Source organism: Burkholderia sp. BE12 (assembly GCF_002959955.1).
Classification (GTDB): domain Bacteria; phylum Pseudomonadota; class Gammaproteobacteria; order Burkholderiales; family Burkholderiaceae; genus Burkholderia.
In genome coordinates this window covers 53,623-70,845 of the sequence record NZ_PREY01000035.1, presented here as the reverse complement: position 1 = coordinate 70,845, position 17,223 = coordinate 53,623, and the positions used below count along the sequence as shown (strand labels likewise).

15 protein-coding genes are annotated in these 17,223 nt (G+C 67.0%); 5 read left to right on the top strand and 10 right to left on the bottom strand.

The features are described 5' to 3' along the window. Positions 1-140 precede the first annotated feature (140 nt). Positions 141-1,970: a glutamine--fructose-6-phosphate transaminase (isomerizing) gene (gene glmS, locus C4B30_RS29450; protein WP_089501196.1), complete on the bottom strand. Its 1,830-nt coding sequence runs from the start codon at positions 1,968-1,970 to the stop codon at positions 141-143. A 156-nt stretch (positions 1,971-2,126) separates the two neighbouring features. Between glmS and C4B30_RS29445 the strand changes: the two genes are divergently transcribed. Further along, positions 2,127-2,624: an Lrp/AsnC family transcriptional regulator gene (locus C4B30_RS29445; protein WP_105133339.1), complete on the top strand. Its 498-nt coding sequence runs from the start codon at positions 2,127-2,129 to the stop codon at positions 2,622-2,624. A 36-nt stretch (positions 2,625-2,660) separates the two neighbouring features. Here C4B30_RS29445 and C4B30_RS29440 read toward each other — a convergent pair whose 3' ends face one another. Then, the gene (locus tag C4B30_RS29440; protein WP_105133338.1) at positions 2,661-3,194 is read right to left on the bottom strand and encodes a methylated-DNA--[protein]-cysteine S-methyltransferase; all 534 of its coding nucleotides are present in this window, start codon (positions 3,192-3,194) and stop codon (positions 2,661-2,663) included. Then, the gene (locus tag C4B30_RS29435) at positions 3,191-4,666 is read right to left on the bottom strand and encodes a DNA-3-methyladenine glycosylase 2 family protein (protein ID WP_105133337.1); all 1,476 of its coding nucleotides are present in this window, start codon (positions 4,664-4,666) and stop codon (positions 3,191-3,193) included. The genes C4B30_RS29440 and C4B30_RS29435 overlap by 4 nt, the downstream gene beginning before the upstream one ends. A gap of 323 nt (positions 4,667-4,989) precedes the next feature. Here C4B30_RS29435 and C4B30_RS29430 point away from each other — a divergent pair, with 323 nt between their 5' ends. Then, positions 4,990-6,282 carry an MFS transporter gene (locus tag C4B30_RS29430; RefSeq protein ID WP_027782224.1) on the top strand — a complete coding sequence of 431 codons (1,293 nt, stop codon included), beginning with the start codon at positions 4,990-4,992 and terminating at the stop codon, positions 6,280-6,282. Positions 6,283-6,361: 79 nt separating this feature from the next. Here C4B30_RS29430 and C4B30_RS29425 read toward each other — a convergent pair whose 3' ends face one another. After that, entirely contained in the window at positions 6,362-7,465 is a 1,104-nt protein-coding gene (locus tag C4B30_RS29425) for a LacI family DNA-binding transcriptional regulator (protein ID WP_105133336.1), read from the bottom strand. A 70-nt stretch (positions 7,466-7,535) separates the two neighbouring features. Here C4B30_RS29425 and C4B30_RS29420 point away from each other — a divergent pair, with 70 nt between their 5' ends. Beyond that, positions 7,536-8,372, top strand: coding sequence for an NAD-dependent epimerase/dehydratase family protein (locus C4B30_RS29420; protein WP_105133335.1), 837 nt, complete (start codon positions 7,536-7,538; stop codon positions 8,370-8,372). Positions 8,373-8,400: 28 nt separating this feature from the next. Here the strand turns inward: C4B30_RS29420 and C4B30_RS29415 are convergent, their stop codons facing one another. Beyond that, positions 8,401-8,721: a DUF1330 domain-containing protein gene (locus tag C4B30_RS29415; protein ID WP_027782227.1), complete on the bottom strand. Its 321-nt coding sequence runs from the start codon at positions 8,719-8,721 to the stop codon at positions 8,401-8,403. A 181-nt stretch (positions 8,722-8,902) separates the two neighbouring features. After that, positions 8,903-9,361, bottom strand: a complete 459-nt coding sequence (locus tag C4B30_RS29410) for a MerR family transcriptional regulator (protein ID WP_105133334.1) — start codon at positions 9,359-9,361, stop codon at positions 8,903-8,905. A 77-nt stretch (positions 9,362-9,438) separates the two neighbouring features. Here C4B30_RS29410 and C4B30_RS29405 point away from each other — a divergent pair, with 77 nt between their 5' ends. After that, positions 9,439-10,671, top strand: coding sequence for an NADH:flavin oxidoreductase/NADH oxidase family protein (locus C4B30_RS29405; protein ID WP_105133333.1), 1,233 nt, complete (start codon positions 9,439-9,441; stop codon positions 10,669-10,671). 243 nt (positions 10,672-10,914) lie between these two features. Here C4B30_RS29405 and C4B30_RS29395 read toward each other — a convergent pair whose 3' ends face one another. From C4B30_RS29395 to C4B30_RS29385, 3 genes are all read right to left on the bottom strand, one after another. After that, positions 10,915-12,384 carry a PepSY-associated TM helix domain-containing protein gene (locus tag C4B30_RS29395; RefSeq protein WP_105133331.1) on the bottom strand — a complete coding sequence of 490 codons (1,470 nt, stop codon included), beginning with the start codon at positions 12,382-12,384 and terminating at the stop codon, positions 10,915-10,917. Between the two features lie 242 nt (positions 12,385-12,626). Beyond that, entirely contained in the window at positions 12,627-13,112 is a 486-nt protein-coding gene (locus tag C4B30_RS29390) for a hypothetical protein (protein ID WP_105133330.1), read from the bottom strand. Positions 13,113-13,222: 110 nt separating this feature from the next. After that, positions 13,223-13,546 carry a hypothetical protein gene (locus C4B30_RS29385; protein ID WP_027782232.1) on the bottom strand — a complete coding sequence of 108 codons (324 nt, stop codon included), beginning with the start codon at positions 13,544-13,546 and terminating at the stop codon, positions 13,223-13,225. 592 nt (positions 13,547-14,138) lie between these two features. Here C4B30_RS29385 and C4B30_RS29380 point away from each other — a divergent pair. Beyond that, positions 14,139-14,768, top strand: coding sequence for a LysE family translocator (locus tag C4B30_RS29380; RefSeq protein ID WP_105133329.1), 630 nt, complete (start codon positions 14,139-14,141; stop codon positions 14,766-14,768). A 71-nt stretch (positions 14,769-14,839) separates the two neighbouring features. Here the strand turns inward: C4B30_RS29380 and C4B30_RS29375 are convergent, their stop codons facing one another. Continuing rightward, entirely contained in the window at positions 14,840-16,468 is a 1,629-nt protein-coding gene (locus tag C4B30_RS29375) for an NADP-dependent glyceraldehyde-3-phosphate dehydrogenase (protein ID WP_105133328.1), read from the bottom strand. Positions 16,469-17,223 lie beyond the last annotated feature (755 nt).

Genomic DNA, 17,223 nt, shown 5'->3' with positions numbered 1-17,223 from the left:
ATCAGTTCCGGGTCCAGGTTCAAGCCCTTGCCCGGTTCAATCGTCACTTCTTCCTTGCGTTTGCGTGGCATAAAGTGGCTCCTTGGCCATCAGTTTATGCCTCACACACAAACATTCGGATAGGTTCGGGGGCACCCCCCTCACTCCACCGTCACCGACTTCGCCAGATTCCTCGGCTTATCAATATCCGTCCCCCGCGCCAGCGCCGCGTGATACGCGAGCAGTTGCATCGGCACCGTATGCAAGATCGGCGACAACGGCCCGTAATACTCGTTGAGCCGAATCACCTCGATCCCCTCACTCGGCACGATCCCACAGTCCACATCCGCGAACACGAACAGCCGCCCATTCCGCGCACTGACTTCATGCATGTTCGACCTGAGCTTCTCGAGCAGCATGTCATTCGGCGCAACCGCGATCACCGGCATTTCATTGCTGACGAGCGCCAGCGGCCCATGCTTCAGCTCCCCCGCCGGATAAGCCTCCGCATGAATATAGGAAATCTCCTTCATCTTCAGCGCCCCTTCGAGCGCGATCGGATAATGCATCCCGCGCCCGAGAAACAGCATGTTGTCGCGTCGCGCGAGCAACTCCGACCAGGCCATGATCTGCGGTTCCAGCGCGAGCACCTTCGACATCGCGTCGGGCAGGTGCCGCAGCGCCCGCAGATGTTCCTTTTCTTCATCGTCACTCAACCGCCCGCGCACCTGTGCCAGTGACAACGTCAGCAGGAACAACGCCACGAGCTGCGTCGTAAACGCCTTCGTCGAAGCCACGCCGATCTCGATCCCCGCACGCGTCACGAACTGCAGCGCACATTCGCGCATCAGCGCACTCGTCGCGACGTTGCAGATCGCGAGCGTGTGCATCATCCCGCTGCGCTTCGCGACATGCACGGCGCCGAGCACATCGGCCGTTTCGCCACTTTGCGACACGGCGACGACGAGCGTGCGCGGATTCGGCACGCTGTCGCGATAACGAAACTCGCTGGCAATCTCGACGCTGGCCGGCAGCTTCGCGATGCTCTCGATCCAGTATTTCGCGGTCAGTGCCGCGTGATAGCTGCCACCGCACGCGAGCAGCAGCACCGAATCGACGTCGTTGAACACACGCCACGCGCCGTCGCCGAACAGCTCCGGCATGATCGACGAAACGTCGAGCAGCGTATCGGCCACGGCCTGCGGCTGCTCGAAGATCTCCTTCTGCATGTAGTAACGATACGATCCGAGATCGGCCGCGCCGCTATGCGCGGCGACGCGTTGCACCGCGCGCTCGACGCGCTGGCCGGCCGCGTCGACGATCCAGTAGCGATGCAGTTGAATGTCGGCGACGTCGCCGTTCTCCAGGTAGGCAATGCGATCGGTGATGCCGGACAGCGCAATCGCATCGGACGCCAGAAAATTCTCGCCTTCGCCGACCCCGACCACGAGCGGCATCCCGTCGCGTGCGCCGACGATCCGGTGCGGCTCGTCGCGGCACATCACCGCGATCGCATAGCTGCCGCGCAGTCGCGCGACCGCACGCCGTACCGCATCGAACAGGTCGCCGTCGTAAAGGTGGTCGATCAGGTGTGCGATCGCCTCGCTGTCGGTCTGGCTCGCGAATACATAGCCGTGCGCCTGCAGTTCCGCGCGCAGCTGATCGCAGTTTTCGATGATCCCGTTGTGCGACAGCGCGATGCGCGCGTCGGCGTCGCTCGGCGAGAAGTGCGGATGCGCGTTGAGCGTGACGGGCGCGCCATGCGTGGCCCAGCGCGTATGCGCGATGCCCGTGTAACCGGACAGCGCCTGCGCGGCGATCTCGCGCTGCAGGTTCGCGACACGATCGACGCTGCGGGCGCGCGCCAGCGCACGGTCGCGGTAGACCACGACGCCGCACGAATCGTAGCCGCGGTATTCGAGTCGCTTCAGGCCGTCGACCAGGTTCGGCAGGATGTCCCGCTGGGCAACCGCCCCGACAATTCCACACATATCGCGCTCCGTAAATGTCCTGTCTGAATCAGTGAGAGCGATGGTAGAACCAGCTAAATGGAATTAAATTTCAAAAAATTATGTCGGGTGAAATTTACGGTATATCGTCTATCATGTTGAAATTAAATTTCACTCACTGACCGGGAGGAGAGGCCGATGGCCGGTATCACCCTCGACGATCTCGACCTGCGCATCCTCGCAATCCTGCAGGAGGATGCATCGGTCTCGAACCTGCAACTGGCCGAGCGCGCGCTGTCGTCGCCGCCCACCTGCATGCGTCGCGTGCGGCGGTTGACGGAGGCCGGTGTGATCCGTCGGCAGGTCGCGGTGCTGGACCCGGTCGCGATCGGCACGGCCGTCACCGCGCTGATCGAGATCAGCCTCGATCGGCAGACGGCCGAGGACTACGACGCGTTCGAAGCGTACGTGTGCGCGGAGCCGGCCGTCACGCAGTGCTATCGCGTGTCGCCGGGGCCGGATTTCGTCGTGGTCGCCGATCTGGCCGATGTCGCCGAATACGACGAATTCGCGCGGCGGCTGTTCACCGGCGCGTCGAACGTCCGCAACGTGCGGACGTTTTTCTCGACGCATCGCGCGAAATTCGAAGCGAACGCGCGGGTCGCGCATGCGATGCGCAAGCGCGGCGGCGGCTAGGTCGCACGACCTGCGCCGAATGCGAAACCCGGCATATCAAAACGCCAGCGCCTGCTGCGCCGGATGGCGCGCGTCGCGCGAGAACCCGGCGCCTTCGAGCGACAGCAGCGCACGTTTGCGGTCGATGCCGCCCGCATAGCCGGTCAGGCTGCCCGATGCGCCGACCACGCGATGGCACGGCACGATGATCGATACCGGATTACGGCCGACCGCGCCGCCCACGGCGCGCGCGCCGCTCATCGGCAGCCCGACGCGCTCGGTGATGTCGCCGTACGACACGAGTTCGCCGAACGGAATCGCCAGCAGTTCCTTCCATACCCGTCGCTGAAACGCGGTGCCGCGCAGGTGGATCGGCACCGAGAACGTGTCGCGCGCGCCGGTGAAGTACTCGGCGATTTCTTCCGCGACCCGGCGTGCGACCGGCGACGTGGCGAGCGCGTCCGCTTCGCGCACGATCGCAAGCGACGGGAAGTATTTCTGGCCGACGAAGTACAGGCCGGTCAGCACATCGTCCTCGATGCGCACGGCGATGTCGCCCAGCGGGCTCGGAATCAGGTGAGCGGGAGTCATCGCAACACATCTCCATGAAGGCGCCACACATGCAATGCGGCATACGCGCGCCACGGCGCCCAGCGCGCGGTATGCGGCGCGGAGGGCGGCGGGCCCGCGGGTTCGGTGCGGGCGGGTAGCCACGCGTCGTCGGCGGGGAAGGCGTTCGGCCACGCCATCGCGCGCATCGCGACGTACTGCACCGCGCGTTCGTCGAAACCGGGCAGCGCGCGCAGCGCGGCGAGCGTTGCGTCGAGCGGCGCCATCGGTTCGAGCGCGAGCGTGCCGTCGTCGACGGCGCGGGCGAGCGACACGATCGCGCGTGCCGTGTCGCGCTCGATGCCGATCGTCTCGAGGGCCGAAGGCGGCAGCATGGCCAGCGTCGCGGCGCAGGGCAGTGCGTGCGTGAGGCCGGGCGGCGCGCCGTCGACCGACGTGCCGAAGCGTTTCGCGAGGCGTGCGAGCAACGGCGTATCGACCTGCGCCGCCGCAAGCTGCTCGCCCGCGAGGGCACGGATCGCGATCTCGAGACCGTCGAACGCGCCGGGCACGCGCAGGCCCGGCGAGCCGCTCGCGAGATCGCCGAGATGCGCATCGATCACGTCGGGGCGGCTGTCGAGATCGAACAGCCGGCGCACGCGTGCGAGCACGGCCGGCACGACCGGCGTCAGCGCGGCCGACACGGTCACGGCCAGCGCGAAGCGCTGCGGCACGTGCGCGACGGACAGCCAGCCTGCCACGCGGCGGCCACCGTTCCGGTCCGGCAGGTCGACGATGCGCGCATAACGCTGCGCGTCGATCCGCTCGACGCCATCGATCTGCCGCTGCGCGAGAAAACGCATCAGGTCGGCCCACGCGAACGGCGGCCGGTACGGCAGCGGGAAGGTCATGTCGCCGTCGGCCGATGCGCCGGCCCCTTTCCCTTTGCGCAGCCGCAGCGGATTGAGGCCGTAGCGTTGGCGGAACAGGTCGTTGAAGCGCCGCACGCTGCCGAACCCGGCCGTCGACGCGACGACGGCCACCGGCAGCGCGGTATCGGTCAGCAGCCGCTTGGCCATCAGCAGCCGCTGCGTCTGCGCGAACTCGATCGGCGACACGCCGAACTGCGCGCCGAAGATGCGACGCAGATGGCGCTCGGTCACGCCGACGCGCCGTGCGAGCGCATCGACGGAATGCGCGTTCAGGAAACCGTCGTCGATCAGCGTCGCGGCCGCGTCGGCGAGATTGCCGGACAGATCGAGCAGCCCGTGGCCGGGCGCGAGCTCGGGGCGGCAGCGCATGCAGGGCCGGAAGCCGGCTTTCTCGGCGGCCGCGGCGGTCGGGTAGTAGCTGCAGTTCCGCGCCTTCGGCGGCTTCACCGGGCAGACGGGGCGGCAGTACACACCGGTCGTCGCCACGCCGACGAAGAACCAGCCGTCGAAGCGGCGGTTCCGCGAAAGCAGGGCGTCGTAGCAGGTGTCGGGATCGAGGCGCATGAGACGACTGTAAACCATCCCCGCCGTCGATTCTGGCTGGAATCGGACATGTGTCTCCGCATCCGCGCGCCGGCCGGGCCGCAGCGGGAAAATCAGGGGAAAAACGATTAATACCACTCTGCGAAACAGTCGTCTCTTTTCCCGCGATGAATTTGAGATGACTCATCGAAATCCCCGACTGACACGGCCCCGGCAGACACCCTATCCTTTGAAAAACGTTTTCCAGACGGATCGGCGAAACGCGCCGTGCGCAGCAGCGCGCCGGCGTTCGCCCCGGCGCCGGTCGCCGGTCAACGAACTGCGTGCGGCGCGACGGGCGCGACCGCGCATCGGAGACATTCATGCCCACTGCCGTCGTCGGCGCCGTGCGCGCGGCCGCCAGCCGCTATCGCTGGACCGTCTGTGCACTGCTGTTTTTCGCGACCGTCATCAACTACATGGATCGGCAGATCCTCGGCCTGCTCGCGCCGATGCTCCAGCACGACATCGGCTGGAGCCAGGTGCAGTACGGCCGCATCGTAATGGCGTTTTCGGCGTTCTATGCGCTGGGCCTGCTCGGCTTCGGGCGCATCGTCGACTGGCTCGGCACGCGCGTGTCGTACGCGGTCGCGATGCTGGTGTGGAGCATCGCCGCGATGCTGCACGCGGCGGTCGGCTCGGTGACGGGTTTCGCGTTCGTGCGCGCGCTGCTCGGCATCGGCGAGGGCGGCAACTTCCCGGCCGCGATCAAGACGACGGCCGAATGGTTCCCGCGCCGCGAACGCGCGCTCGCCACCGGCATTTTCAACTCGGGCGCGAACATCGGCGCGGTGTTCGCGCCGGCGATCATCCCGGCGATCGCGGTGGCCTACGGCTGGCGCGCGGCGTTCGTGATCATCGGCGCGATCGGCCTCGTGTGGCTCGCGGTGTGGCTGGTGATGTATCGCACGGCCGACACGCGCGCACTCGCCGCGGAGTACGACGAGCCGCGCGACGAAGCCGAAGCGCTCGACGCGGCGAATGCGAACGCCGGCGCGCCGCGCTGGGGCGAACTGATCCGCAAGCGCGAGACGTGGGCGTTCCTGGTCGGCAAGTTCCTGACCGACCCGGTGTGGTGGTTCTACCTGTTCTGGCTGCCGAAGTGGCTCAACGAGTCGCGCGGGATGGACATGCAGCACATCGGTTTGCCGCTCGTCTGCATCTATGCGCTGACGACGGTCGGCAGCATCGGCGGCGGCTGGCTGTCGTCGATGCTGCTGCGTGCGGGCTGGAGCGTGAACCGTGCGCGCAAGACGGCGATGCTGATCTGCGCATGCTGCGTGCTGCCGATCGCGTTCGTGTCGCAGGTGCAGAGCCTGTGGATCGCAGTACTGATCGTCGGCCTCGCCGCCGCCGCGCACCAGGGCTGGTCGGCGAACCTGTTCACGACCGCGTCCGACCTGTTCCCGCGCCGCGCGGTCGCGTCGGTGGTCGGCATCGGCGGGATGGCCGGCTCGATCGGCGGCGTGTTGTTCTCGGAAGTGATCGGCCAGGTGCTGCAGCGCACGGGCCACTATTGGGTGCTGTTCGCGATCGGCGCGTCGGCCTACCTGATCGCGCTGGCCGTGATGCACGTGCTCACGCCGAAGATGAAGCCCGCGAAACTCGACGCGTGAATCGCGTCCCCGCAAACGAACGCGCCTCCTCGGACGGCGCGTTTTTTTGCGTTCGGGACGGTGACGTGTTGCGCCCGCGTCAGCCGGCCGACGCCGTCGACGCGCGCATGATCAGCCGCGGCTCGAACGTCGAATAGCTCGCGTCGGTGCGCCCGGCGAGCGCGTCGATCAGCTTCTGCATCGCGAGCTCGCCCATGTTCTCGCTCTGGATGTCGACGGTCGTCAGCGCGGGCGCCGCGTATTCGCCGTACGGCACGTTGTCGATGCCGGCGACGGACACGTCCTGCGGCAGCCGGAAGCCGAGCGACGCGGCCTCTTTCATGAAGCCGAGCGCGATCAGGTCGTTGTAGCAGATCACGGCCTGCGGGCGCTGCGGCCCGAGCATCACGCGCGAGCACGCGCGCTCGCCGGCTTCGGCGGTCGGCGCATGCGCATCGTGCACGTCGAGCGTGAGCCCCGCTTCGGCGAGGCAGTCGCGCGCGCCCTGGATCCGCTCGTCGTTCACGCGCGCGGTGCCGAAGCCGAGATACGCGATGCGCGTGTGGCCGAGGTTGAGCAGATGGCGCGCGAGCATGTAGGTCGACAGCCGGTTGTCGATGCCGACGCTCGGAATCGGCAGGCCGGGGCTGCGACGCAGCAGCACGAGCGGCTTGTTGAGGTCGAGCATCCAGCCGGCTTCCTCGTCGGGCATCCGCGTGCTGACGATCAGCCCGTCGACGCGCTGCGCGAGCGCCTCGATCAGCGAACGTTCGCGCGCCTGGCTCTCCTCGGTATCGACGAGCAGCAGCGTGTAGTCGTGCTGCAGCGCGACGCGGTTCGCGCCTTTCACCACGTTCGTGAAGTGCGGGTTGCTGATGTCGAGGATCACGAGGCCGATGGTGCGCGTGCGGCCGGTGATCATCGAGCGCGCGAGCGGGTTCGAACGGTAGCCGAGCCGCTCGATGGCCTCCTTCAGCCGTGCCTCGACGGTCGGCGAGAAGCGCTGCGTGCCGTTCACGTATTTCGATACCGTCGCGACCGACACGCCGGCTTGCGCGGCTACGTCGCGGATCGTCGAGGAAACTTTTTTCATCCGAAGGGTAACGTTTTCGTTCGATAACGCCGGATTGTGGCAGAAAAAGCCGGCGCGCGGCCGGCTGCCGATATCGGGAAAGTGCGGATGGCCGCGAACGGGTTCGACCATTGACGTTCGACGCCGCGTCCGCGTATAGTTGGAAAACGTTTTCCGATTTGAGTAGATTCAAGGAGATTCGATGAACGCCTCTTCCACCGCCGCGCGCAAACCGTTCGGCCGCCTGCTGCTGACGGGCGCGGCCGGCAACCTCGGCCGCCAGTTGCGCGGCGCGCTCGCCGACTGGGCCGATGTCGTGCGCGTCAGCGACATCGCGGCGCTGGACGACGCGGCCGCGCATGAAGAAATCCGCGTGGTCGATCTGGCCGACCGGTCGGCCGTGATGCAGCTCGTCGACGGCGTGGACGCGATCGTTCACCTCGGCGGCATTTCGGTCGATGCGCCGTTCGACGATCTGGTCGGCGCGAACATCACCGGCACGTACAACCTGTACGAAGCCGCGCGCAAGCACGGCGTGAAGCGCGTCGTGTTCGCGAGCTCGAACCATGCGATCGGTTTCCATCCGGTCACCGAAGTGCTCGACGCCGATTCGCCGCTGCGCCCCGACAGCCTGTACGGCGTGACGAAGTGCTTCGGCGAATCGCTGTCGCGCTACTACTTCGACCGCTTCGGGATCGAAACCGTATGCCTGCGGATCGGCTCGTCGTTCGAGGTGCCGAAGAACCCGCGCATGCTCGTCACGTTCCTCAGCTATCGCGACTTCATCGAGCTCGTGCGCTGCTCGCTGCTGACGAACCGCGTCGGGCACGCGATCGTCTACGGCGCATCGGACAACCCGGTGAAGTGGTGGGACAACACGAAGGCCGGCTTCCTCGGCTTCCGCCCGCGCGACAGCTCCGAACAGTTCGCCGGACTGTTTCCGGTGACGGCGCCGACCGCCGAGTACGACGATCCCGCGCAGCGCTTCCAGGGCGGCGGCTTCGTCGTCGGCGAGCCGATGGAGCGGAAGGCGTCGTAAGCGTCGTCGGCATCGGCTGCGCGAAGCCTCAGCGCAGGATGTCGGTCGCCTTGTGCCGTTCGTCGACGCCGTCGATCAGGATCAGCGGGCCGCTCGCGTGCCGTGCGCGCAGCGGCTGAATCTGCCGGTACGCATCCGATTCGTACCATTCGCGCGCCGTGTCGAGATCGGGAAACGCGATCGCGATCAGGTCGCCGCGCCACACGCCCTCGCGCACTTCCGGCCGCGCGCCGTGAATCACGAAATGGCCGTCGTACGGCGCGAGCGTGCCGTCGATGCGTTCGAGGTATTCGACGATGTCGTCGCACATCTCGACGTCGTGCAGGTGGGCGATGGCGTAGGCGGTCATGGCAGGCTCCTTGGCGGGATGCGGCGCGTGAGTCGATGGGGCCATGATCGCGGCGCGGGAGGCGCGCGTCGATTACCTGCGACGTAAGCAAATCGGAACGACCGAGCCGCGTCGTACTTCAGGCCACGCCTCGAACGGATGAATAGATGGATGACGCAGCGCAATCCCGCGGCACAATCCATCACGCCCGCCTGCGCGCCGGCCGCACGACGGGCGCCGGCTCCAGCGGCTCGCCGGCCTGCTCGCGCAGCCGGTCGAGCATGCGTTGCGCGGCGCCCGCGCAATCCTCGCCCGCCGGCTTGTTCTCGATCTCGGCGATCAGCGTCTCCAGATGCTGCCGGTTCTGCGCGAGACGCCGTTCGAGCAGCGCGATTTCATCGATCTTGTGCCGCAGCGCGACGAGCAGTTCGTCGCGCGGCCATGCACCGAGATCCGGCGGCAGCACCGCACGGATCTCGTCGAGCGAGAAGCCCGCGCTCTGGGCGCGATCGATGATCGCGAGCCGCGTCAACGCTTCCGCTCCGTATTCCCGATAGCCGTTCGCCTGCCGGCGGGCCGGTTCGAGCAGGCCGCTCGCCTCGTAGAAGCGGATGCGCGACGCCGCGAGGCCGCTCGCCTTCGCCAGTTCGCCGATTTTCATGGTGTGCTCCAAAGGGGCTTGACCTTAAAGTTGACTTTAAAGTTATCGTTGGACATCGTCAATCGAGGGTGCCCACCATGAATCTGTTTGCGCCGCTGACACTGCCCAACGGGGCGGTGATTCCGAACCGTCTGGCCAAGGCCGCGATGGAAGAAAACATGGCCGATGCGGACCACGCGCCGTCCGACGCGTTGCTGCGCCTGTACCAGGCGTGGGCCGACGGCCAGGCCGGCCTGATCCTGACCGGCAACGTGATGGTGGACGGCCGCGCGATGACGGGGCCGAACGGCGTCGTGCTCGAAAGCGACGCGCATCTCGACCGTTTCCGCCGCTGGGCGCGGATCGCCCGCTCGGGCGGCGCGCACGTGTGGATGCAGATCAATCACCCGGGGCGCCAGATGCAGGCGGCGCTCGGCCAGACGACGCTCGCGCCGTCGGCCGTGCCGCTCGCGCTCGGCGCGCTGTCGAAGCAGTTTCCGGTGCCGAAGGAGATGACGGCAGCCGATATCGCCGACGTGCAGCAGCGCTTCGTGCGTGCCGCGCAGCTCGCGGAGCAAGGCGGCTTCACCGGCGTGCAGGTGCACGCGGCGCACGGCTATCTGCTGAGCCAGTTCCTGTCGCCGCTGACGAACCGGCGGCAGGATCAATGGGGCGGCAGCATCGAGAATCGCGCCCGCTTGCTGCTCGATATCGTGAAGGCGGTGCGCGCGACGGTGTCGCCGGGATTCGTCGTCGCGGTGAAGCTGAATTCGGCCGATTTCCAGCGCGGCGGTTTCAGCGCGGACGACGCGAAGCGCGTGGTCGAACTGCTGAATCCGCTGGGCGTCGATCTCGTCGAACTGTCGGGCGGCAGCTATGAAGTGCCGGCGATGCAGGGCGAGGCGCGCGACGGGCGCACGCTCGCGCGCGAAGCGTATTTCCTCGAATTCGCGCGCGATATCGCCGCCGTCGCGCGGATGCCGCTGATGGTCACGGGCGGGATCCGGCGTCGTGCGGTGGCCGAGCAGGTGGTGAACAGCGGCGTGGCGATGGTCGGCATCGCGACCGCGCTGTCGATCGACCCGAACCTGCCGCGCGACTGGCGCGCCGGCAAGGACAGCGCGCCGGTGCTGGAGCCGATCCGCTGGAAGAACAAGGCGCTGGGCGCGCTGGCGAACATGGCCGTCGTCAAGTTCCAGCTCACGCGGCTCAGTGAAGGGCGCCGCACGGACCCACGGGTGTCGCCGCTGCATGCGCTGGTGCGGCAGCAACTGGCCGCGCAGTGCCAGACGCGGCGCTACCGGAAATGGATGGCGGGCCCGCGTACTTGATCGATGCTTGCGGGTCGGCCGCGGCGACACCGAAGACTGACCGGTTCGCCGCCGCGCACGCGCCGGCAGGTGCGTGGCGCGTCGACGCGAATCGGCGCGAGCGTGGCGCCGGTGCCGTCGACGCCGCTTTCCTGTGCTTGTGCGTGCCCGGCCGGCGAGAGCGCGGCAAGAACGGCAGCGGGCAGCATCGATCTGAACTTCATCGTTTCGGTATCCTGCGAATGGGGGAAGCGCTTGCGTCGATCACGCTGCGGCGGGTGCCGCGCGGCCGAACAGCAGCCGGTCGAGCAACCAGACCGCGACGATCGTCAGCCCCATCAGCGGGAAGACGACGCCGAGCAGCACGAGCCCGGCGACCCAGCCGCGCATCGGCGGCATGCCGCGTTCGCGCGACGGTGCGCCCAGCGTCCCGGCCGGGCGGCGCTTCCACCACATCACGCTGCCCGTGACGGCCATCGCGGCCAGCCCGAGCGACAACACCGCGCAAATGAGCTGGTTCGCGAGTCCGAAATAACGGCCCATGTGCAGCGACGTGCCGTACGACACGGCTTTCGATACCGCGCCGTAGTCGTCATAGCGGATGTCCTTCAAGACGGCGCCGCTGTACTGGTCGACGTAGATCGTGCGTTCGGCCTTCGGGTCGGCCGGAAAGTACGACGCGGTGAACACGCCATCCGCGCCGGACGGCAACGCGAGCGTGTAGCCGCTCGTCACGCCGAGCCCGGCGACGATCGCGATCGCGCGGGCCAGCGGCAGCGGTGCTGGTGTCGGCGCCGACGGCGAATGCGGCACGGGCACGTTGCCGACCGCCCACGGCGTTTGCGGCAACGGCAGGTCGTCCATCACCATGCCCGGCATCGATTCGCCGGAATCGTGGTGATGGCCGGACGGTGCGGCGGCGTGCGCAGGCGTATGGCCGGACATCGCCGCGGCGCCCGGGCGCGTCGAGCGTACCGATGCGCCGCCCCACGCGCCTTTCGGCGCGCCGAGGTTCACGGTCGCGGCGAGCGCCTTGAAATTCTTGCCCCACGAGCCCGACCACGGCAGCCCCGTCAGGATGAACGCGACCGTGCCGGCCGCGAGCCAGATGCCGGCCGTCGCGTGAATGCTTTTCCACAGCGGCCGGCCGCGCAGCGACAGGTCGGGCCGCAGCGCGCGCCCGACGCGTGCCGTACCGCGCGGCCACCACAGCGCGATGCCGGTGCCGATCATCACGAAGGTCCAGCAGGCGGCGAGCTCCATCAGCAACTCGCCGGTCTTGCCGAGCAGCAGCTTGCGATGCAGCATCCGGTCGACCTGCATGAAGCGGTTCTCGACGCTCAGCGTGCCGAGCACGCTGCCGTCGTACGGGTTCACGTATACGCTTTCGCGGCTGCCGTCGCGCAGCCGGAATACGTACTCGGCGCTGCGGTCCGGCGCGGTGGCGACCTGCACGGACACCGGCGTTGCGCCGGGCGGCATCGCGGTGCGAGCGCGGGCGAGCAGCGTGTCGGCATCGAGCCGCGGCGTCGCGCGCGGTTCGACGATCAGCCGGTGCGGATACAGCAGCGGTTCGATCTGCGGCTGGAAGCAGTAGAGCGTGCCCGTGATCGCGAGGATCACGAGAAACGGCATCACGAACAGGCCGGCATAGAAATGCCAGCGCCAGAGCGTCCGGTAACCGGCGCTGGCGGAACGGGCGGGCGAGATGGCCCGATCGACGGTGGTCGACATGGTATGAACTCCTCGGGTTCGTCGAGCGGCGCGACCGGCGCGGGCCGGCTGCCGTCAACGTGCGTCGCACCCGCGTGCGTGCATTACCGCGGCCGGCGGCGCGGCATGCTGCGCAAACGGTGCGCAGGGCGGCGTCGCCCGCGCGATGCGGGCATTCGGGTGAACGCGTGAATCAGGTCGGGCGAAACGAACGGCGTGAACGGGCATGCACGTCGACGTGCATGCGCCACGGGGCGAAACGTTCAGCAGAACAGAGGAGGTGCGCGGGAGGGCGGGCGATCGTCGAATATCGATCGCACGAAAGGAAGACTGTCAAAGTGAATGCGGAAGCGCCGCGGCACCGCCGCGGGAAACAGCAGCACCAGCAGCACGAACGATGCGAGCGCCGTGAACAGCGCGGCGCCGAATGCGCACAGGGTGTCGCCGTTGCCGGAGGACGCCGCCTTGTCGGCGTGCGCGTCATGCTTCAGTGCATCGACGAGCGCGAGCGCATCGTTGGTCGGCGTGATCGGCGCGCTCGCGTCGAAGCGGGCGGCCAGCGCGGCGCCGGTGACGATCAGCGGGCCGCGGCCCGAGCACAGCACCACCGAGCCCGCATCCGGGCCGTCCGGATCGAGCATCACGGCGCCCGACATCAGCGCGCGGGACAGCAGCATCACGAGGAGGAACCCCCACAGCAACTGTCGCGCGACGCCTGGCCGGAGCAGGAAGCGGCGAAGTGCGTTCATGGCGCGCGATTGTACCTCCGTTTACGCGGAGGGGCAGGCGGGCCGCGCGTATGCGGGGTGGGTCGGGTTGCCGCTATGGCCGTGCGCGACGCACGATCCGTTGCGCCGGCTCACACCGGATAGGCATCGTCGACCTTCAGGTTCGCGAGCCGGAACAGCGTGCGCAGCGTTTGCGGATGAATGTCGCGGTGCGCGGCGAGCGACGTGAGCATGAAGTCGAGCACCTTCGCGTAGCGGAGCAGCACGAGGCAGCGCGCGAGATCGGGCGTGCGGCCGCGCATGTCTTCGGCGAGCGTGACCATGTGAGTCGACAGCGTGCGCGCCATCTCGAGTTCCATCTGCTGTTTTTCGGTCCAGTCGGGCAGCGGCTGTTCGAGCACCTTCGCGAGGAAGAGCTGGAACGACGAGTCGGACGAGTTGGGCTGCGCATCCATGAAGAGCCTCGTTGCGTATGCATATCGTACGGGCGTATCCGTTGACGCGCCCGAGGGTGAATTCCTGTCCGCGCGGTCCCGCACGCGGCTTCTGCCCGAACGGAATGCAGATTCCGTACCAGCGCCGCCGGACGATTGTTGAGCAATGTTGAGCCGCGATCCGCCATCGGTCGGCGAGTCCCGCCGGGACTGGATCGCGCGGGCGGTCGAGGCGGGCATCTACGGGCGCAAGGCGGGCGGCGTCGGGCGCCCGAAGCGGCGCGGCGACGCGAAATGCTTCACGGATGTAACGTAACGCGGGCATCGGGTGCGTCGCGCGTTTGCGCCGGCGAACGGCCGGAGCGGCGCGTGCCGGGCGGTTCGGCCGCGCCCGCCGTGCGTCCGCCGACGAGAAACGGCTGCGCGCAACTCGCGCCGTTGCATCGCGCGAACCGGCGGCGAGCACGCCGGTTGTTTCAAAACAGAGACGGTCCGGCGAGGGGCGATCGGTTGCGTGGTCACCCAACTGGCCCAGCGATCGGCCGCGCAATTGTCCATGGGCAGACGGCGCAGGTTTGCCAACAATCTCCGGATCATCCCCGCGAGATTCGACATGAGCGTCCACACTTTCTTCTCGGCCAATCTGCTGCTTGCCTACACGGCCTATTTCATCGGCACGGCCAGCCCCGGGCCGAGCAATCTCGCGATCATGTCGGTCGCCGCGAACCAGGGCCGCAAGGCGGCGCTCGCGTTTGCGCTCGGCGTGATTTCAGGGTCGATGTTCTGGGCGACGGTGGCGGCGCTCGGGGTGTCGGCCGCGCTGCTCGCGTGGTCGAAGCTGCTGGTCGCGATCAAGGTCTTCGGCGGGCTGTACCTGCTGTGGCTCGCGTTCAAGTCGGCGCGCACGGCGTTGTCGGGCCCGCCGGCGGCATCGGCGAACGCGGCGCGCGAGCAGCGGCTGTCGCGCTTCTACGTGCGCGGCGCGATGCTGCACCTGACCAATCCGAAGGCGATTCTCGTGTGGGTCTCGATCGTCGCGCTGTCGTCGAACGGGGGCGGGGCGCACGGCGCCGTCGTCCCGGGCTGCCTCGCGATCGGCAGCATGGTGTTCGGCGGCTATGCGCTGGTGTTCTCGATGGATGGGGCGCGGCGGCTGTACGTGCGCGGCCGTCGCGCGATGGAAGCGTGCCTGGCCGTCGTGTTCGGCGTGGCGGGGATTCGTCTGCTGGTGACGAACGTCTAGCCGCGCGATGCGTGCCGGAAAACCCGCCGCACCGACGTGCGACGCGGGTTCCGGCATCGATCAGGACGGCTTCAGAAAATGAAGCCCGTATTGATGAACTTCGAGTGGTGATCCGACACGATCGAGTCGAGCAACTGCTTGCTGCTGTCGGTCTGCTTTGCCGCGACCATCGAGCGGATCGAGAACGCACGCAGCGCGTCGCTCACCGACAGCGTGCCCTCGGCCGAATCCTTGCGCCCCGCGAACGGGAACACGTCGGGCCCGCGCTGGCACTGGCAGTTGATGTTCACGCGGCACACCTGGTTCACGAGCGGATCGACGAGCGCGCCGATCTGCGCCGGATCGGAACCGAAGATGCTGACCTGCTGGCCGTGATCCGACGTCGTCACGTAATCGAGCGCGGTTTCCACGTCGTCGAACGGTGCGACCGGAATGATCGGCCCGAACTGCTCCTCGCGGTACAGCTTCATCCCTTCGGACACCGGATACACGACGGCCGGGTAGAACAGCGTCTTGCTGAATTCCCCGCCCGAATGATTGACGACGTGAGCGCCCTTCGCCTTCGCGTCGTCGATCGCATCGGTCATGTAGGCGGTGCGATGCATGCCGGGCAGCGGCGTGATGCTGACGCCTTTTTCCCACGGCATGCCGATCTTCAGCTGTTCGAGCGCGGCGGTGAAGCGCTTCAGGAATTCGTCGACGATCGAGCGATGCACGAGCAGCATCTTCAGCGCGGTACAGCGCTGGCCGTTGAACGACAGCGCGCCGAGCAGGCACTCCTTCACGGTGAGGTCGAGATCGGCGTCGGGCAGCACGATCGCCGCGTTCTTCGCGTCGAGGCCGAGGATCGCGCGCAGCCGGTGCGACTTCGGGTGCTGCTTCTTCAGGTGATCGGCCACCTTGCTCGACCCGATCAGCGCGAGCACGTTGATCTTGCCCGACGCGAGCATGTGCGGCACCACCACCGCGCCCGGCGCGTAGATCGTGTTGATCACACCCTTCGGGAACGCGCCGCGGAACGCCTCGAGCAGCGGCTCGAACAGCAGCGTGCCGTACTGCGGCGGCTTGAACACCACGGTGTTGCCCATCAGCAGCGCGGGAATCAGCGTCGCGAACGTCTCGTTCAGCGGATAGTTGTACGGGCCCATGCACAGCACGACGCCCAGCGGCGTGCGGCGGATCTGGCCGATCGTGCCTTCCGCGATCACGAAGCGCGAGTTCGCGTTGTCGAGCTCCTTCAGCGCGTCGATCGTCTGCGTCATGTAGGTGACGGTGCGGTCGAATTCCTTCTGCGAATCGGCGAGGCTCTTGCCGATTTCCCACATGATCAGGTTCACGACGAGTTCGCGCTGCGCGACCATCCGCTTGATGAAGTCCTGCATGCACGCGATGCGCTGCTCGACCTTCATCGTCGGCCACTCGCCGCGGCCGGCGTCGTACGCGCGCACCGCGGCGTCGAGCGCCGCGTCGCTTTCCGTTTCGCCCATCACCGGGTAGCTGCCGATCTCGACCTGCTCGACGCTGCCGTCCGCCTGCCGCACGCACACGGGCGACAGCACGGTCTTGGTCGCGCCGTCCCACGGTCGCAATTCGCCGTCGACGAGCGACACGCGCTGGTGAATCGGCGAAGCCAGCCGGAATTCGGCGGGGATGTCCTGTAAGGCGGGAAACAGGTGCTGCAGGGAGGCGGAATCGGGCATGACGGTCTCGTTTGACGGGGTGTCCGGGAAGGACGGGCGATGCGAATCCTGAGCTGAATGATCCTCGATGCTGAATCGGCATCATGACGCGCACGCGCCGACGCGTCACGTTCGATTAGCGTCGATTCAGCAAATGGAACCAGTTCCATTTAAAAGGAACGCCGCACCGAATGCAACATGGGTCGAAACGCGTCGCAATGGCCGAAAGCATTTGGAAAGAATGTTTCCGAATCGCCGGAATAACAACTTGGGTGCAACCGCAAACGTTTTACTTCGGGCGAATTGAGCGGATAATGACGCGGCGCGGCGAGGAAAAAATGCAGTGAACCTGAGAGCAGACGTAGTGAATAACAGAAGAAGATCCGCCGCGCTGCCGATACGAGGTCGGCTGCCCGGAGCGCCGGGTCGGGGTTGCCCGGTCCGGCGCGCACCGGACCGGTGAATCCGTCCCGTCTCCTTCACCCAATCCTTCGTGGTCCTCTCCAGCTTCTCCGTCGTCGTATCCCCACTCCCATCTTTTACCGATCGTTGCCGCATGAGGCGATCGATTCAATGCTTTCGTTTTCATTGCGAATCAAGCCGCTCGGCGGCCTGAAATAGAAAGGTATTCGTCAGAAATGCGGGGCGTCATGCGCGTTCACGTTGCGGGCAGGCGACACGTAAAAAATTAACTAAAAACACGAATCATTCTCGTTTATTATTTCGCCGCATTACGAGCCGTGACCGAACGTCACGGCTTTTTTCGGGCCGGTAGA

Bases quoted from the DNA above. Each gene is read 5' to 3' on its own strand.
- glmS (WP_089501196.1), bottom strand. From the start codon at position 1,970: ATGTGTGGAATTGTCGGGGCGGTTGCCCAGCGGGACATCCTGCCGAAC.
- C4B30_RS29445 (WP_105133339.1), top strand. From the start codon at position 2,127: ATGGCCGGTATCACCCTCGACGATCTCGACCTGCGCATCCTCGCAATC.
- C4B30_RS29440 (WP_105133338.1), bottom strand. From the start codon at position 3,194: ATGACTCCCGCTCACCTGATTCCGAGCCCGCTGGGCGACATCGCCGTG.
- C4B30_RS29435 (WP_105133337.1), bottom strand. From the start codon at position 4,666: ATGGTTTACAGTCGTCTCATGCGCCTCGATCCCGACACCTGCTACGAC.
- C4B30_RS29430 (WP_027782224.1), top strand. From the start codon at position 4,990: ATGCCCACTGCCGTCGTCGGCGCCGTGCGCGCGGCCGCCAGCCGCTAT.
- C4B30_RS29425 (WP_105133336.1), bottom strand. From the start codon at position 7,465: ATGGTCGAACCCGTTCGCGGCCATCCGCACTTTCCCGATATCGGCAGC.
- C4B30_RS29420 (WP_105133335.1), top strand. From the start codon at position 7,536: ATGAACGCCTCTTCCACCGCCGCGCGCAAACCGTTCGGCCGCCTGCTG.
- C4B30_RS29415 (WP_027782227.1), bottom strand. From the start codon at position 8,721: ATGACCGCCTACGCCATCGCCCACCTGCACGACGTCGAGATGTGCGAC.
- C4B30_RS29410 (WP_105133334.1), bottom strand. From the start codon at position 9,361: ATGAAAATCGGCGAACTGGCGAAGGCGAGCGGCCTCGCGGCGTCGCGC.
- C4B30_RS29405 (WP_105133333.1), top strand. From the start codon at position 9,439: ATGAATCTGTTTGCGCCGCTGACACTGCCCAACGGGGCGGTGATTCCG.
- C4B30_RS29395 (WP_105133331.1), bottom strand. From the start codon at position 12,384: ATGTCGACCACCGTCGATCGGGCCATCTCGCCCGCCCGTTCCGCCAGC.
- C4B30_RS29390 (WP_105133330.1), bottom strand. From the start codon at position 13,112: ATGAACGCACTTCGCCGCTTCCTGCTCCGGCCAGGCGTCGCGCGACAG.
- C4B30_RS29385 (WP_027782232.1), bottom strand. From the start codon at position 13,546: ATGGATGCGCAGCCCAACTCGTCCGACTCGTCGTTCCAGCTCTTCCTC.
- C4B30_RS29380 (WP_105133329.1), top strand. From the start codon at position 14,139: ATGAGCGTCCACACTTTCTTCTCGGCCAATCTGCTGCTTGCCTACACG.
- C4B30_RS29375 (WP_105133328.1), bottom strand. From the start codon at position 16,468: ATGCCCGATTCCGCCTCCCTGCAGCACCTGTTTCCCGCCTTACAGGAC.